Source organism: Aurantimicrobium minutum, from assembly GCF_029893825.1.
Classification (GTDB): Bacteria; Actinomycetota; Actinomycetes; order Actinomycetales; family Microbacteriaceae; genus Aurantimicrobium; species Aurantimicrobium minutum_C.
The window spans coordinates 1425599-1440077 of sequence record NZ_JARXXV010000001.1; the positions used below are offsets into that span (position 1 = coordinate 1425599).

The 14479-nt window shown below is 57.4% G+C and carries 15 protein-coding genes; 13 read left to right on the forward strand and 2 right to left on the reverse strand.

What is annotated here, in order from left to right:
- The first annotated feature begins 101 nt into the window (after positions 1 to 101).
- The 3 genes from rplM to glmM are packed head-to-tail and all read left to right on the forward strand — an operon-like array spanning position 102 to position 2467.
- Positions 102 to 548, forward strand: a complete 447-nt coding sequence (gene rplM / locus M2120_RS07030; RefSeq protein ID WP_280797982.1) for a 50S ribosomal protein L13 — start codon at positions 102 to 104, stop codon at positions 546 to 548.
- A 34-nt stretch (positions 549 to 582) separates the two neighbouring features.
- Entirely contained in the window at positions 583 to 1074 is a 492-nt protein-coding gene (gene rpsI, locus M2120_RS07035) for a 30S ribosomal protein S9 (RefSeq protein WP_280797983.1), read from the forward strand.
- 31 nt (positions 1075 to 1105) lie between these two features.
- The gene (glmM, locus tag M2120_RS07040) at positions 1106 to 2467 is read left to right on the forward strand and encodes a phosphoglucosamine mutase (protein WP_280797984.1); all 1362 of its coding nucleotides are present in this window, start codon (positions 1106 to 1108) and stop codon (positions 2465 to 2467) included.
- 7 nt (positions 2468 to 2474) lie between these two features.
- Here the strand turns inward: glmM and coaA are convergent, their stop codons facing one another.
- The gene (coaA, locus tag M2120_RS07045) at positions 2475 to 3428 is read right to left on the reverse strand and encodes a type I pantothenate kinase (protein ID WP_280797985.1); all 954 of its coding nucleotides are present in this window, start codon (positions 3426 to 3428) and stop codon (positions 2475 to 2477) included.
- A 57-nt stretch (positions 3429 to 3485) separates the two neighbouring features.
- Between coaA and glmS the strand changes: the two genes are divergently transcribed.
- The 9 genes from glmS (at position 3486) to M2120_RS07090 (ending at position 12821) form a co-directional block, all read left to right on the forward strand.
- Positions 3486 to 5336 carry a glutamine--fructose-6-phosphate transaminase (isomerizing) gene (gene glmS, locus M2120_RS07050; RefSeq protein ID WP_280797986.1) on the forward strand — a complete coding sequence of 617 codons (1851 nt, stop codon included), beginning with the start codon at positions 3486 to 3488 and terminating at the stop codon, positions 5334 to 5336.
- Between the two features lie 4 nt (positions 5337 to 5340).
- Entirely contained in the window at positions 5341 to 5700 is a 360-nt protein-coding gene (locus M2120_RS07055; RefSeq protein WP_280797987.1) for a holo-ACP synthase, read from the forward strand.
- Positions 5697 to 6824 (forward strand): alanine racemase, encoded by a 1128-nt coding sequence (gene alr / locus M2120_RS07060; RefSeq protein WP_280797988.1) that lies wholly within the window; start codon positions 5697 to 5699, stop codon positions 6822 to 6824. Before M2120_RS07055 ends, alr begins: the two co-directional genes overlap by 4 nt.
- The gene (tsaE, locus tag M2120_RS07065) at positions 6824 to 7294 is read left to right on the forward strand and encodes a tRNA (adenosine(37)-N6)-threonylcarbamoyltransferase complex ATPase subunit type 1 TsaE (protein ID WP_280797989.1); all 471 of its coding nucleotides are present in this window, start codon (positions 6824 to 6826) and stop codon (positions 7292 to 7294) included. Before alr ends, tsaE begins: the two co-directional genes overlap by 1 nt.
- Positions 7291 to 7932, forward strand: coding sequence for a tRNA (adenosine(37)-N6)-threonylcarbamoyltransferase complex dimerization subunit type 1 TsaB (tsaB, locus tag M2120_RS07070; RefSeq protein ID WP_280797990.1), 642 nt, complete (start codon positions 7291 to 7293; stop codon positions 7930 to 7932). The genes tsaE and tsaB overlap by 4 nt, the downstream gene beginning before the upstream one ends.
- Positions 7929 to 8411: a ribosomal protein S18-alanine N-acetyltransferase gene (gene rimI, locus M2120_RS07075; RefSeq protein ID WP_280797991.1), complete on the forward strand. Its 483-nt coding sequence runs from the start codon at positions 7929 to 7931 to the stop codon at positions 8409 to 8411. The genes tsaB and rimI overlap by 4 nt, the downstream gene beginning before the upstream one ends.
- A complete protein-coding gene (gene tsaD / locus M2120_RS07080; protein ID WP_280798170.1) occupies positions 8411 to 9466 on the forward strand; it encodes a tRNA (adenosine(37)-N6)-threonylcarbamoyltransferase complex transferase subunit TsaD in 1056 nt (351 codons plus the stop codon). The genes rimI and tsaD overlap by 1 nt, the downstream gene beginning before the upstream one ends.
- 9 nt (positions 9467 to 9475) lie before the next feature.
- A complete protein-coding gene (locus tag M2120_RS07085; RefSeq protein WP_280797992.1) occupies positions 9476 to 9838 on the forward strand; it encodes a DUF4190 domain-containing protein in 363 nt (120 codons plus the stop codon).
- 118 nt (positions 9839 to 9956) lie between these two features.
- Positions 9957 to 12821: an aminotransferase gene (locus M2120_RS07090; RefSeq protein ID WP_280797993.1), complete on the forward strand. Its 2865-nt coding sequence runs from the start codon at positions 9957 to 9959 to the stop codon at positions 12819 to 12821.
- Here M2120_RS07090 and M2120_RS07095 read toward each other — a convergent pair.
- Complete coding sequence (locus tag M2120_RS07095) at positions 12818 to 14017, reverse strand: class I SAM-dependent methyltransferase (RefSeq protein WP_280797994.1); 1200 nt, start codon at positions 14015 to 14017, stop codon at positions 12818 to 12820. The two genes, M2120_RS07090 and M2120_RS07095, sit on opposite strands and share 4 nt — an antisense overlap.
- Positions 14018 to 14147: 130 nt before the next feature.
- Here M2120_RS07095 and groES point away from each other — a divergent pair, with 130 nt between their 5' ends.
- Complete coding sequence (gene groES / locus M2120_RS07100; RefSeq protein ID WP_096382469.1) at positions 14148 to 14444, forward strand: co-chaperone GroES; 297 nt, start codon at positions 14148 to 14150, stop codon at positions 14442 to 14444.
- The last annotated feature ends 35 nt before the right edge of the window (positions 14445 to 14479 follow it).

Here is a 14479-nt window from a genome sequence, read left to right on the forward strand (position 1 = left end):
TGAGCCCTCGACTGATGGGTTCTGGACAGATTCTTCATCTAGAACGCAACGACAGAGCGGGATACACGGACCACTCATTTCGACAAGAAAGCAGTATTACTGTGACTCGTACCTTTACGCCTAAGGCTGGAGAAGTTACTCGCGGCTGGGTCATCATTGACGCAACCGACGTAGTTCTCGGACGCCTCGCATCTCACGCAGCAACCATTCTGCGTGGCAAGAACAAGGCCACCTACACCCCTCACATGGACATGGGTGACTTCGTCATCATCGTCAACGCAGACAAGGTTGTCCTCACCGGCAACAAGGCTGCACAGAAGAAGGCATACCGCCACTCTGGTTACCCAGGTGGTCTGACCGCTACTTCCTACACCGACCTGCTCGAGAAGAACCCAGAGCGCGCAGTGGAGAAGGCTATTCGTGGCATGCTCCCCAAGACCTCTCTTGGTCGCGACCAGTTCCGCAAGCTCAAGGTCTACCGCGGTGCTGAGCACCCTCACGCTGCACAGCAGCCCAAGGTATACACCCTCACTCAGGTAGCTCAGTAGAGCCTCGAAGATTTAGATAAAGGATTAAGTAATCATGGCGGACAACGCAGAAATCGAGACCGAGGCCGTAGAGGTCACCGAGTACTCAACCGAAACTCCTGTCGCAGCAGCTCCTAAGGCTCCTCGCGCAATCCTCAACGTTCCTGGTGCAGCTGTAGGTCGTCGCAAGCAGGCTATTGCTCGCGCACGCCTCGTTCCAGGTTCCGGCAAGATCACGGTCAACGGCCGCGAGCTCGCAAACTACTTCCCCAACAAGCTGCACCAGCAGCTGATCAACGACCCTTTCACCGTGCTTGAGCTCGGTGGCGCATACGACGTCGTTGCACGCATCACCGGTGGTGGCCCTTCTGGTCAGGCTGGCGCACTGCGTCTTGCAATCTCTCGTGCGCTGAACGAGATCGACCGCGACAACAACCGCGCGACTCTCAAGAAGGCTGGCTTCCTCACTCGTGACGCTCGTGTCATCGAGCGCAAGAAGGCTGGTCTGAAGAAGGCTCGTAAGGCTTCACAGTTCTCGAAGCGTTAATCTCGCTTCTTTAGCAGAAGTCGACTGTCCCTTGGCACGTCTATTCGGCACGGACGGTGTCCGAGGCTTAGCAAACCGTGAACTCACGGCAGACCTAACCTTGGCACTGGCCCAGTCGGCCGCGGTGGTTCTCACCAGCGGTCGCCGCGCCGAGGCCAGACGAGCTGAGGGACGTCGTGCTACTGCGGTCATTGCACGCGATCCTCGCATCTCCGGTGAGTTCCTCACCGCTGCCCTCTCAGCTGGTCTGGCCAGCTCGGGTATTGATGTGTTGGACGCTGGTGTGATTCCAACCCCCGCTGCTGCTTTCTTGGTGAGCTCCATCGGTGCCGACTTTGGTGTGATGGTCTCTGCCTCACACAACCCAGCACCAGATAACGGCATCAAGTTCTTTGCTTTCGGCGGAACGAAGCTTCCTGATGAGGTCGAAGACCGCATCGAAGCTTCCTTAGACGCCGATCACCTGCTGCCCACCGGTGGTGAGGTTGGTCGTATTCGTCGCTTCGCTGACGCGGAAGACCGTTACGTCATCCACCTGCTCGGCACACTGCCTCACAAGCTCAACGGTCTGCACGTCGTACTCGACTGTGCACACGGTGCTGCGTCGGCTATCTCTCCTGAGGTGTTCACCGATGCCGGTGCCAAGGTCACAGTCATTGCGGCAGACCCTAACGGGTTGAACATCAACGATGGTGTGGGCTCCACCCACCTCGATGTTGTGGCACAGGCTGTTGTTGCTCACGGTGCCGATATCGGTATTGCCCACGATGGTGACGCTGACCGCTGCCTCGCAGTGGATGCGCAAGGAAACGTCATTGATGGTGACCAGATTATGGCCATCCTCGCGGTGTCCATGAAAGAGCGTGGCCACCTCAAGAATGACACTCTCGTTGCGACCGTGATGAGTAACCTCGGTCTTCACAAGGCCATGGAGGAGCACGGCATCACCGTCATTCAGACCGCAGTCGGTGACCGTTACGTTCTTGAAGGCCTCGCCGAGCACGATGCAGCATTGGGTGGTGAACAGTCCGGTCACGTCATCATGACCGAATATGCCACCACCGGTGACGGTATTTTGACTGGTCTGCACCTGGTTGCAGAAATGGCTCGCACCGGCAAGACCATTGCCGAGCTTGCCCAGGTGATGACCGTCTACCCACAGATTCTTGTCAACGTTCGTGGCGTTAACCACCGTGCTTTGGGCGGCAACGCTGTCATTGACGCTGCGGTTGCCGCAGCGGAAGCTGAACTTGCCGACACCGGCCGTGTTCTGCTTCGCCCCTCCGGCACCGAACCGATGGTTCGTGTGATGGTCGAAGCAGCAGATCAGGCCACCGCAGATCGCCTAGCTCACCAGCTAGCTGACGTGGTGAAGGCAGAGCTCGCGCTCTAACTTTCTGCTAGATCTTGCGCAGCAAAACGGTGGAAACCGCGTGGTTTGCTGCTTTACGCAGCACCAATGTTGCTCGACTTCTGGTGGGACGAATGTTTTCTTCCAAGTTGGGCAGGTTGATTCGGTCCCAGAAGTCTTTCGCTGTGGCTCGCGCTTCTTCTTCTGAGAGTGCTGCATAGCGGTGGAAGTAGGAGTCAGGATCTGAGAATGCACCGCGCTGCAGGCTGAGGAAGCGCTCCTGGTACCAGGTGGCAATGTCTTGGGTTCTGGCATCGACATAGACGGTGAAGTCGAAGAGGTCGCTCACGGCCAGCCCGCCACCGGCGGTGGGGGGCTGCAGAACGTTGAGACCTTCAACGATCAGCACATCTGGCTGGCGCACCACGATCTTCTCGTCAGGCAGGATGTCATAGCTGAGGTGAGAATAGACCGGTGCGGAGACTTCCGCCGCGCCGCTTTTCACTTCGCTGACGAAGCGAAGCAGAGCGCGACGGTCGTAGGACTCGGGGAAACCCTTACGGCCCAGAATTCCGCGGCGTTCCAACTCGGCGTTGGGATAGAGAAAACCATCGGTGGTGACCAGTTCAACCCGGGGAGTGTCCTCCCAGCGGGCCATCAACATCTGCAGCAAACGTGCCACGGTGGACTTCCCCACCGCAACGGAGCCGGCAACGCCAATCACAAAGGGTGTGGTGGTGGCGCGCTCGCCAAGGAAGTTGGAAGTGTCCCGGTGAAGCTTTCTGGCACCGGAAGCATAGATCGAGAGCAACCTGCTCAGCGGAAGATAGACATCCTCTACTTCCTGCAGATTGAGTCGGTCACCCAAGCCACGCAGGCTCTCAATGTCTGCTTCTGTCAGGGGTGAAGCAGTCGTGGGCGCCAGTTCTGCCCACTCATCGCGGGAGATTTCCACGAACGGAGTGGTGTGCACATTGATTGCGCCGGTGTGCTCAAACTTCACCTGCCTATTCTGCCCTACGCGGGCGATATGGCGCTCGTGAACTAAACTGGAACCCTTATGTGTGGAATCGTGGGTTACGTCGGTCAGCAAGACACTCTTGCCGTTCTTTTGGGCGGTCTGAAGCGTCAGGAGTACCGCGGATATGACTCGGCAGGTGTTGCAGTCCTGACCGATGGTGGCACCTTAGAGACCGCCAAGAAGGCTGGAAAGCTCAAGGCACTGGTTGACCTGCTCGAAGCCAACCCACTGACCCCCGGTCACACCGGTATTGGTCACACTCGCTGGGCAACCCACGGTGGTCCCACCGATGTTAATGCCCACCCCCACTTAGGTGATGGCGGCAAGCTTGCCCTCATTCACAACGGCATCATTGAAAACTTTGCTGAGATCAAGGTTGAGCTACTGGCCAAGGGCTACGAGTTCGAATCTGAAACAGACACTGCTGTTGCAGCTGTCTTGCTGGGAGATGTTTACCGCGAGGTGGGGAACCTCACCGAAGCAATGCGCTTAGTGGTGAACCGTCTTGAGGGTGCATTTACTCTGCTTGCTGTTCACACAGATTCTCCTCACGTTATTGTTGCTGCTCGCCACAACTCACCTTTGGTTATCGGCCTGGGCGAGGGAGAAAACTTCCTCGGCTCCGACGTTGCCGCGTTTGTGGAATACACCCAGCGTGCTGCGGCTGTGGGCCAGAACCAGGTTGTCACCATCACTCCAGATGCCGTAGAGGTCATCGGTTTCGACGGCTCACCTGTTGCTATCGAGGAATACGAAATTGCTTGGGATGCGTCAGCATCGGATAAGGGTGGCTGGCCTTCCTTCATGGCGAAGGAAATCACTGAGAACCCCGACGCTGTGGCGAACACCGTTCGCGGACGCGTCGTGGATGGTTTGGTTGAGGTTCCAGAACTGACCGAACTCGGTGATGACGTCTTGAACGGCATCAACCGCATCATCCTGGTTGCCTGCGGCACTGCTTCCTATGCAGGTCTCGTGGGCTCTTACGCCATTGAACAGTGGGCACGTATTCCGGTTGAGGTTCAGCTCTCCCACGAATTCCGTTATCGCGACCCCGTGATCACCCCAGAGACTCTGATCATCTCGATCAGCCAGTCCGGTGAAACCATGGACACCCTGATGGCGGTCAAGTATGCGCGCGAGCAGGGTGCACGCACCATCTCAGTCTGCAACACTCAGGGCGCAACCATCCCTCGCGAATCCGATGCTGTGGTGTACACCCACGCAGGCCCCGAGGTTGCTGTTGCCTCCACCAAGGCTTTTGTTGCCCAGATCACGGCGCTGTATTTGATTGGTCTTCACATCGCCCGCGCGAAGAAGACTGTTGATGAGAAGGAACTGCGTCGTTTAGCCACAGACCTGCAGGCGCTGCCTGCCAAGGTCACCAAGGTGTTGGAAACTGGCGAAAAGATTGCTCAGCTGGCTAAGTGGATGAGTGACACTCCTTCGGTTCTGTTCCTGGGCCGTCACGTCGGCTACCCCATCGCTCTCGAGGGTGCACTCAAACTCAAAGAGCTTGCCTACATCCACGCAGAAGGCTTCGCAGCTGGTGAGCTTAAGCACGGCCCTATCGCTCTGATTGATCACGGTCAGCCCGTGTTTGTGATTGTGCCCAGCCCTCGTGGTTCAGCACTGATTCACTCCAAGGTTGTCTCCAACATTCAGGAAATTCGTGCCCGTGGTGCTCGCGTAATCGCCATTGCGGAACAGGGCGATGCAGCAGTTCTGCCTTATGCAGACGAGGTCATCCAGATTCCTCTGGCAGATCCCATGTTTGAGCCCATCTTGGCTGTTGTTCCGCTGCAAATCTTCGCCATGGAACTGGCAGATGCCAAGGGCTTGGATGTTGACCAGCCACGTAACCTGGCCAAGTCGGTCACGGTCGAATAGTCCCATGATTGTCGGAGTGGGCGTCGACATCGTCGACATCGCTCGCTTTGAGCGGGCGCTTGAGCGCACCCCGAAACTTGCAGAGCGCCTATTCACCGATGCTGAACGTGGTCTTCCTGCACATTCCCTTGCTGGTCGCTTTGCGGCTAAAGAAGCACTCATCAAAGCTTTTGGCGGTTCAGGCTCCATGACCTTCCACGACATGGTCGTGGTCAAGGACGAGCTGGGTAAGCCCTCATTTGAATTGAGGGGTGCTGCCTCGGAGATGGCCTGTGCCAAAGGTATTGACTCGGTGCACCTGTCCATCTCCCACGATGCAGATGCTGCCGTTGCCTTCGTCGTTGCCGAAAGGTCGGCAGCATGAGCCACAGTCCATTCCGTATTGCGCGCATCAACACCGATGCCATTGCAGGCAATGTGAGGCGCATTAAAGAGCTCACCGCGGTCGAAGATGTCATGATCGTGGTCAAGGCAAATGCCTATGGCCACGGCATGGTTCCCGCAGCGAAGGCAGCGCTCGCCGGCGGTGCAACCTGGCTGGGAACTGCCGACATCGCCGAAGCACTAACCCTGCGCGCTGCTGGCATTACCGCACCGGTGCTGTGTTGGATTCACGCACCTGATGAAACCTTTGATGAGGCTGTGGCAGCAGAGATCACCCTGGGCGTTGCCTCGGTGGCACAACTGAACGCTATTGCTGCAGCCGGTCATCGCACAGGAAATACTCCACGCGTTCACCTCAAGTTGGACACGGGACTCAGCCGCAATGGTTCCAGCCCGGAGCAGTGGGCAGATTTCATGCGCACCGCAGCAGAACTGAATGCTTCTGGTGATCTCCACGTTGAGGGTGTGATGAGTCACCTCTCCAATACCTCACCAGAAGATGATCTCGAACAACTCAACGTGTTCCAAGTGGGGCTTTCCGAGCTCGCAGATGCAGGGCTCACCCCACGCTATGTTCACCTCGCCGCATCGATGGCAGCACTGACACTGCCTGCGACCAGATTCAACATGGTGCGCTGCGGTATTGCCGCATATGGCATCTCTCCTCATGAGTCCCAGCGTCCCGCAGACTTTGGGCTGACCCCCGCGATGACGCTTGAGGGAAGAGTTGTTGCCGTTCGCCGCGTTCCCGAATCCACGGGCGTGAGCTATGGCTACCTTCACCGAACAGCCCATGAGAGCACACTGGCGTTGGTGCCCTTCGGTTATGGCGATGGCATCAACCGCAATGCATCGAATGCGGCACCGGTGGTGATCAACGGTTCCCGTTATCACGTGGCAGGTCGTATTGCGATGGATCAGTTTGTAGTGAATGTGGAAGATGACCCCGTCGCCGTGGGCGATCACGTCGTGCTGTTTGGAGATCCAGCAGTAGGTCACCCTTCCATTCACGAGTGGGCGGCGGCAGGTGATTCGATTGGCTATGAGATTGCCACGCGATTGATTCCCACCCGCCTGGAATATGTCTATGAGGGCCAGGTCTAATGCTGGGCACTCGTCACATCGACACCCCGGAAGACATGCATGAGCTCGGCCTCGAGCTCGGCCGTGCACTGCGTGCCGGGGATGTGCTGGTGCTTACTGGTCCCCTTGGTGCAGGAAAGACCACTCTCACTCGTGGCATCGGCGAAGGCTTAGGTGTTCGAGGACCTGTCACTTCTCCCACCTTCGTATTGGCTAGAACACACCCCAGTTTGGTTGATGGTCCACCGCTGGTTCACGTGGATGCGTATCGGTTGAACTCTGCTGTTGAACTCGATGACTTAGATATTGATTTCGCTCACTCTGTTGTTGTGGTGGAGTGGGGCGCAGGAATGATGGATGGTCTGGTCGACTCCTGGCTTGATGTCGTGATCGAACGCCCCGAAGGAGCTAATGCCGGTGAGCTCGGTGACGAGCTGGTCGAGCCCCGCATGGTCACCATCACTGGGCACGGCAGAAGGTGGGTCGCATGAGCTGCGTAATCCTTGCCGTGGACACTTCTGCCGGCACCAGCATTGCCGTGGTGGTAGACGGGGTTGTTAAAGCCCACCGCTCAACTCCTGACACGATGCGTCATGCCGAAATCGTCGGAAGCTACATCAATGAGACTCTCACCGAGGCAGGCATTACTGCCAGCGAAGTCAGCCACGTCGCTGCCGGTATGGGGCCTGGCCCGTTCACGGGTTTGCGGGTGGGGATTGCTGCTGCCGATGCGTTCGCATTCGGCGCTGGAGCAATCCTGCTTCCCATGAATAGTCACGATGCCATAGCCCTTGAACACCTCGATGGTGATCGTGGCAACAACCTTGTGGTCACAACCGATGCTCGCCGCAAGGAAGAGTATGTGAGTTTCTATAACGGGCTCGATGACGACGGTTGCCCGGTGCGAAACTATGGCCCTGCAATTCAGAAGCCGGGTGAGTTTGATGCCGCCGAGAGTGGCTATGTCCGTGCTGAGGAAGTCTCGGCAGCCTGGCTGGGTGTGCTCGCCCAGCGCATGCTGGGTGCCGGACGAGAATTCCTCCCCTTCGAGGCACTGTATTTGCGCTCGCCGGATGTCACGATGAGTAACGGCCCCAAGCGGGTTGTTCAGGAGGGGCGGACTAAATGATTGAAACTATTCAGTTGCGTATTGCCACCACCGAAGATGTCCCCGCCATCATGGATATTGAAACCCCCGTCTTTGGCGGAGAGGCATGGTCGTTCGAAGCTATGGATCGTGACGTGGGGGACAAGAACTGTTTCTACCTCGTTGCCGAAGCACACACCGATGCACTCGGGGGAGAGCCAGCAATAGTCGGCTATGCCGGTCTCTTGGCCCCTCGAGGTTCAGGCGATGGCGATATTCAAACCATCGCGGTCATTCCAGAGTTTCGCAGTGTGGGCCTGGGGCGCATGTTGATGAATGCTCTTCTTGACGAAGCAGAAGCTCGCAATGCCACTCGTGTGTTCCTTGAGGTTCGTGCCGATAACCCTCACGCCATAGCTTTGTATTACTCTCTCGGGTTCGAAGAGATCGCCGTTCGACCTGGGTATTACCAGCCTGAAGGTGTCGATGCCGTGATCATGAAGAAGGGAGCTGATCTGTGATGAATCGAGATGCTCCCTTAGTGCTCGGTATTGAGACCAGTTGTGATGAGACCGGTATTGGCATTGTTCGCGGACGCGAGCTGCTTGCCAATGTCATCTCCTCCTCGATGGATGAACATGCCCGCTATGGCGGTGTTGTTCCGGAGGTGGCAGCACGTGCACACCTGGAAGCTCTGCGCCCCGCGCTGACCGAAGCCGTTGCCACAGCGGGCATCCAGCTCAGTGATCTGGATGCTGTCGCTGTGACCAGCGGCCCAGGTCTCTCTGGTGCTCTCATGGTGGGCGTTGGTGCAGCTAAAGCGCTGGCGCTCTCTCTTGATAAACCCATCTATGCCGTGAACCACCTTGTTGGCCACGTTGGTGCTGATGTGCTCGGTGACGAAGGCCCGTTGGAATATCCCACCATCGCTCTGCTTGTCTCCGGCGGTCACACTTCTTTGCTCTTGGTTCGTGATCTCACTAGCGATGTTGAACTCCTGGGGGAGACCATCGACGATGCAGCCGGTGAAGCCTTCGACAAGGTGGCCCGTATTCTGGGTTTGCCCTATCCTGGTGGTCCCCACATCGACCGCGTTGCAGCCGAGGGTGACCCCAAAGCCATTCGCTTTCCCCGCGGACTCACTCTGCCCAAAGATATGGACAAGCACCGCTACGACTTCTCGTTCTCTGGGCTCAAGACAGCGGTTGCCCGCTGGGTTGAGGTGCGCAGAGATGCGGGAGAAGAAGTTCCCATCGCTGATGTGGCAGCCAGCTTCCGCGAAGCTGTCATTGATGTCCTCACCTCGAAAGCAATCGCCGCCTGCAAGGACTATGGCGTTCCACGTCTGCTGCTCGGCGGAGGTGTGGTGGCCAATGCACGCCTGCGCGAAGTGGCGCAGCAGCGTGCAACTTCTGCCGGAGTTCAGCTGCGCATTCCTGCGTTCTCGCTGTGCACAGACAACGGCGCCATGATTGCTGCCTTGGCATCCGAGCTGATTATGGAAGGCGCAGAGCCCTCAAGCTTGAACTTTGGAGCTGACAGCACTCTCCCAGTTACGGACATTCAGGTTCACTAAAATTGAACTATGACTGAAAAAGCTTCCAAGAGTTCCAAGCCAGCTGCTAGCGCCAAGACCGAAACGGTAGAGGCAGCTCAGGTAACTGTTGTTCCTGCTGCGAAGACCAACACTCTCTCGATTGTTGCGCTCATTGCCGGTATTGCTGGCCTCACCTTCGTGCCCTTCCTTTCCAGCATCGTTGCTGTTGTGACAGGTCACATGGCACGCAAGGAAATTCGTCGCACCGGCGAACAGGGTGATGGCATGGCAGTGGCAGGTCTCATTACCGGTTACATCGGCATTGGTTTCGGCGTGCTGGTAGCCATCTTGCTCATCGCCTTCTTTGGCGTAGTGCTCGCTTCGGGCATGAACGGTTACTACAACTACTAACCGCACCTCTTCACCTCACGCCACCACCTGAGACCAGGTGGTGGCGTGAGTGGTTAATACTGGGGTTGTTGATATCCAGGTGGTAACAACCCGGCTGACACATCAGAATAGAAAAGCTATGGCTACCGAAATCTTTAACTACTTCACTCAGACTGAGCTTCCCTCACCAACCCTTCCCGAGCAGGAAGTCGTGGAGCTGGTTGAAAAGCACTTCGGAGTCCGCACCACTGCCTCGTCCCTGGGGAGTCAGCAAGATCAAAACTTTGTGCTTCGCATTGAGGACTCGGGAGAGATTCTCGGTGTGCTCAAGCTGAGCAACCCTGCCTTCTCGGTAGCAGAAATCCAGATGCAGGATGAGGCTGCAGCCCACCTTGCAGGCAAGGTGGAGCTGCGTATTCCCTCCATCGTCGAGGGGGCGCACGGCCCCATGTCGGCACTGTGGGAAACATCTCAGGGTGAGATTCATGGCCGCGTGATTAAGTTCATTCCGGGGAGTAACTTCATGGGTTCGAGCTATCTCTCACCCCAAGCCATTGCGCGCATGGGCGAGATTGCAGGAATTGTGAGCACCGGGCTAGCCGACTTCTCTCACCCGGCAAGCTCTCGTGTGTTGCAGTGGGACCTCCGCTATGCGGAAAAGGTGATTGATCAGCTTCTCGCTGACGAACCAGATGAGCAGGTCAAGAAACTCGTTGAACGAGCTGTTGAGATGACTGCCCCTGTGCTCAGTGGAGTTGGGCCCAACCTGCCTCAGCAGATGGGCCACTTCGACATCACCGATGACAACATCATGTGTCCCGACGCTCACTCTTTGCCAGATGCCGTGCTTGACTTCGGCGATGTGGCGAAATCGTGGGCTGTCGGCGAGATTGCTACCACTGTCTCTTCGATGCTTCACCACGCTGGTGTTGCACCGGTCAACGTGCTGCCAGCCATTAAGGCATTCCATGCGCTGCGCCCACTGAGCGAAGATGAGATCGATGCGTTGTGGCCATTGGTTATTCAACGCGGTGCCGTCCTGGTGTTGAGTGGTCGCCAGCAAAGCCGCATTGACGAAGACAATGAGTATGCCACGAGTGCACTCGATCGCGAGATGCGCATCTTGGTGCAGGCCCTCACCGTTCCACCGGCGGTCATGGCAGCAACCATTCGTGAAGCACTGGGCTTGCCCGTTGCACACCCTGCATCGTGGTCTGGTGGCAACCTGCTTTCTTCCCTGAGCAGAGTAGAAATCCTGGATGCCGGCACCACCTCCACCCTGAACGACGAAGGCGCCTGGCTAGATGCCACAACTCTCGAGAAGGCGGCACTGTGTGCACTCGATGCCGGTGCACAGCTTGTGGTGCTGCCTGCCTGGCAACCAGTGTTGACCGGTGCACCCTCTCGCACACACACATCACCTGAGACCATCCCCACTCACGCGACGATTTGGCTGGCAGAAGCCACCCAACTCACCACCTCCGCAGCCATCGAGTCACAGGCAGATTCACTGACTGTGAGGGCAGGTGACCAGGCAGTGGCTTTGAGTGCACCGGGAATCACCTCAACAACCCTGCCTGCCCGCACGGCAATCACCGTTTCACCGGTTCACGAATCATTAGATGTTCCTGCCCGCGTCACCGCGGAGCTGGCAGCTGGTTGGCGCAGTGTGCTCGGTGACCCCACCGAGGCACTCGGTCTTGATCTAGGCAGTGCCCGCGATGCGGATGAGTTGTTGGAACGCCGCGAGAAAGTCTTGGCAGAAGTGCAGGAGCACTACTACCAACACCCACCCCAGATGGAACGCGGCTGGCGTGAGTATCTGATGGACACCAACGGCCGTGTGTATTTAGACATGGTGAATAACGTGGCCTCTGTCGGCCACGCACACCCACGGGTGGTGAAGGCAGCGACGAACCAGATGCGTCTGCTCAACACCAACTCTCGTTTCAACTATCACGCCATTACCGAATACGCCGAGATGATCACCGAGACGTTACCTGAGCAGTTGGACACGGTCTTCTTCGTGAACTCTGGTTCGGAAGCGGTAGACCTGGCTCTACGACTGGCGATGGCATACACCAGCCGTTCCGACATCGTCTGCATGAGTGAGTCGTATCACGGCTGGACCTATGCCAGCGATGCTGTCTCTACTTCGATCGCAGATAACCCCAACGCCTTGAGTACTCGCCCCGAGTGGATCCATACCGTGGATGCTGCCAACTCGTATCGCGGTGTTCACCGTGGTGCTGAGGCAGTGAAGTATGGCCCCGAAGCAGTCGAGGTGATCAATGGGATTGCGCAGTCAGGCAAGCCCATAGCCGGTTTCATCTCGGAGTCATACTTCGGCAACGCCGGTGGTGTTGCGCTGCCAGATGGCTACCTCGAACAGGTCTATGCGGCTGTTCGTGCGCAGGGCGGCCTCGCCATTGCGGACGAAGTCCAGGTTGGCTTCGGCCGCCTAGGTCAGTGGTTCTGGGGCTTCCACCAGCAAGGAGTCATTCCGGACATCGTTGCCGTGGCAAAGTCGATAGGTGGCGGTCATCCCATTGGTGCCGTGATCACTAGCCGTGAGATTGCGAACCGTTACCGCACTCAGGGCTACTTCTTCTCCTCCACCGGCGGCTCACCCGTCTCGAGCGAAATTGGCAAGGCCATTCTAGGCATCATCAAGGATGAGGGCTTGCAGGAGAACGCTCTGACGGTGGGAAGCCACCTACAGCAGCGCCTGCAGAGCCTGTCGGAGAAGTACCCCATCGTGGGCAGGGTTCACGGTTCTGGTCTCTACCTCGGTCTCGAATTCATTCGAGATACCGAGTCTCTCGAACCGGCAACGGAAGAAACAGAGGCGATATGTAATCGTCTACTGGAGCTCGGTGTCATCATGCAGCCCACCGGGGATTACCAGAACGTGCTAAAGATCAAGCCACCTCTGGTGGTCACCATGGATTCGGTGAACTACTTCGTGGACATGCTGGAGCACGTCTTGGAGACCGGCTACTAAATCGAGGGTGTGACGCGCTGAGCCAGGATGGCCACGCGGCGTTCGCCGAGGCGGGTCAAGAACAGCGTTGCGCTGTTCTTGCCTGTGAGGCCCAGTTTCTTCCTAAACTCTGCCGGGTCAATATCCACGCCACGCTTCTTGATTTCGAGTGTGCCAATGCCCCGAGCCTTGAGTTCCTTTGCCAACACCTTCACATCGAGGGCGAACTCCTGCACAACCTCAAAGCAGGTGGCAAAGGGGGAGTGCACCTCAGTGTTACTAGACATGTAAGCAATGTGCTCATCGAGCATGTGTGTGCCCAGCGTTCTGGCTAGATCACCTATGAGCCGTGCACGGATGACGGCACCATCTGGTTCATAGAGGTAGCTATCCAGTTCTCCCACCTCGGCATCAGCTGAGTCGGCAACAGCGGTCAGCTCATGCATGCCGTCGGCATGAAGAATCAGCGCCGCACGGGTGATGCCCTCTCGTGCGAGGGGGCCAAACCACAGCCCAACCTCCACCACGTCGCCTCCCACAGAGATCCACTGTGCTTCACAATTGTCTGGAATGAGTTCGCGGTCAAAACCGGGACCCAGTTTGATGCCGGTGGGCAACTTCTCGGCCAGACCAAAGGCAAAGTCGAGGGAGGGGGTGTAGTCCTCGGAGCGAGCAAGCCTATTCGTGTTGGAGTGTCCTGCGGTTCGACGTGCGGGGTCGAGATAGACCGACTCCACACCCGAGAGGTCAGCATCTTCGGCAAGGCAGTGGTGTACCTGTGCTTCGGGGAAAGGCGCCAGGTTGTAGGTGGTGATGGCAGCGGTCACTTCATCCGCGTCCACCGCCAGCACACGTAAACCAGCACCGGCAAATGCCAGTGCATCGGCACCAATTCCGCAGCCCAAATCCGCAACGCTTGTGAGCCCTGCGCGAACATAACGGCTGGCATGCAGTGCTGCTACAGGAAGCCTGGTTGCCTGTTCCAGCCCAGCCTCGGTGAAGAGCATGCGGTTGGCGAAGTCGCCAAACTTGGTCGCAGCTTTGCTGCGCAGTTTGGCCTGCGTGAGCACAGTGGCCACTAATGACGGGGAATTTCCCTCTTTGCGCAGCTGCGCCACCATCTTCAGCACGTCGGTGTTGGATGTGTAAGCAGGCAGAGAGTCCAGTAACGCCACCGCCTCGGGGGTGAGTAATTCGCGTAGTTCTGCGCTCTCCATGGTTGTAAACCTACCAAGAGTAAAGCTGGCACTCACATTGCGCGAGTGCTAGTTCACGCCGTACACTCGTAGTTAGCACTCGACGGGTTCGGGTGCTAATCCCATACTTAGTTCAAGAAAGAGGTCAACCGTGTCGGTCGCCATCAAGCCGCTCGAAGATCGCATTGTTATCAAGCAGGTTGAAGCCGAGCAGACCACTGCTTCCGGTCTCGTTATTCCTGACACTGCCAAGGAAAAGCCCCAGGAGGGCGTTGTCGTTGCAGTAGGCCCCGGCCGCATTGACGACAACGGTAACCGTGTTCCTCTGGACATCGCCGAAGGCGACAAGGTTATCTACTCCAAGTACGGTGGAACCGAAGTGAAGTACGCAGGCGAGGAGTACCTTGTACTCTCCGCTCGTGACGTACTCGCAATCGTGGTTCGATAACACACATTCTCTAGTTGTGGCCCTGGATTCGTCCG

Excerpts from the sequence above, each read along its gene's own strand:
- rpsI (WP_280797983.1), top strand. The coding sequence starts at position 583 with ATGGCGGACAACGCAGAAATCGAGACCGAGGCCGTAGAGGTCACCGAG.
- glmS (WP_280797986.1), top strand. The coding sequence starts at position 3,486 with ATGTGTGGAATCGTGGGTTACGTCGGTCAGCAAGACACTCTTGCCGTT.
- M2120_RS07055 (WP_280797987.1), top strand. The coding sequence starts at position 5,341 with ATGATTGTCGGAGTGGGCGTCGACATCGTCGACATCGCTCGCTTTGAG.
- alr (WP_280797988.1), top strand. The coding sequence starts at position 5,697 with ATGAGCCACAGTCCATTCCGTATTGCGCGCATCAACACCGATGCCATT.
- tsaE (WP_280797989.1), top strand. The coding sequence starts at position 6,824 with ATGCTGGGCACTCGTCACATCGACACCCCGGAAGACATGCATGAGCTC.
- tsaB (WP_280797990.1), top strand. The coding sequence starts at position 7,291 with ATGAGCTGCGTAATCCTTGCCGTGGACACTTCTGCCGGCACCAGCATT.
- rimI (WP_280797991.1), top strand. The coding sequence starts at position 7,929 with ATGATTGAAACTATTCAGTTGCGTATTGCCACCACCGAAGATGTCCCC.
- tsaD (WP_280798170.1), top strand. The coding sequence starts at position 8,411 with ATGAATCGAGATGCTCCCTTAGTGCTCGGTATTGAGACCAGTTGTGAT.
- M2120_RS07085 (WP_280797992.1), top strand. The coding sequence starts at position 9,476 with ATGACTGAAAAAGCTTCCAAGAGTTCCAAGCCAGCTGCTAGCGCCAAG.
- M2120_RS07090 (WP_280797993.1), top strand. The coding sequence starts at position 9,957 with ATGGCTACCGAAATCTTTAACTACTTCACTCAGACTGAGCTTCCCTCA.
- M2120_RS07095 (WP_280797994.1), bottom strand. The coding sequence starts at position 14,017 with ATGGAGAGCGCAGAACTACGCGAATTACTCACCCCCGAGGCGGTGGCG.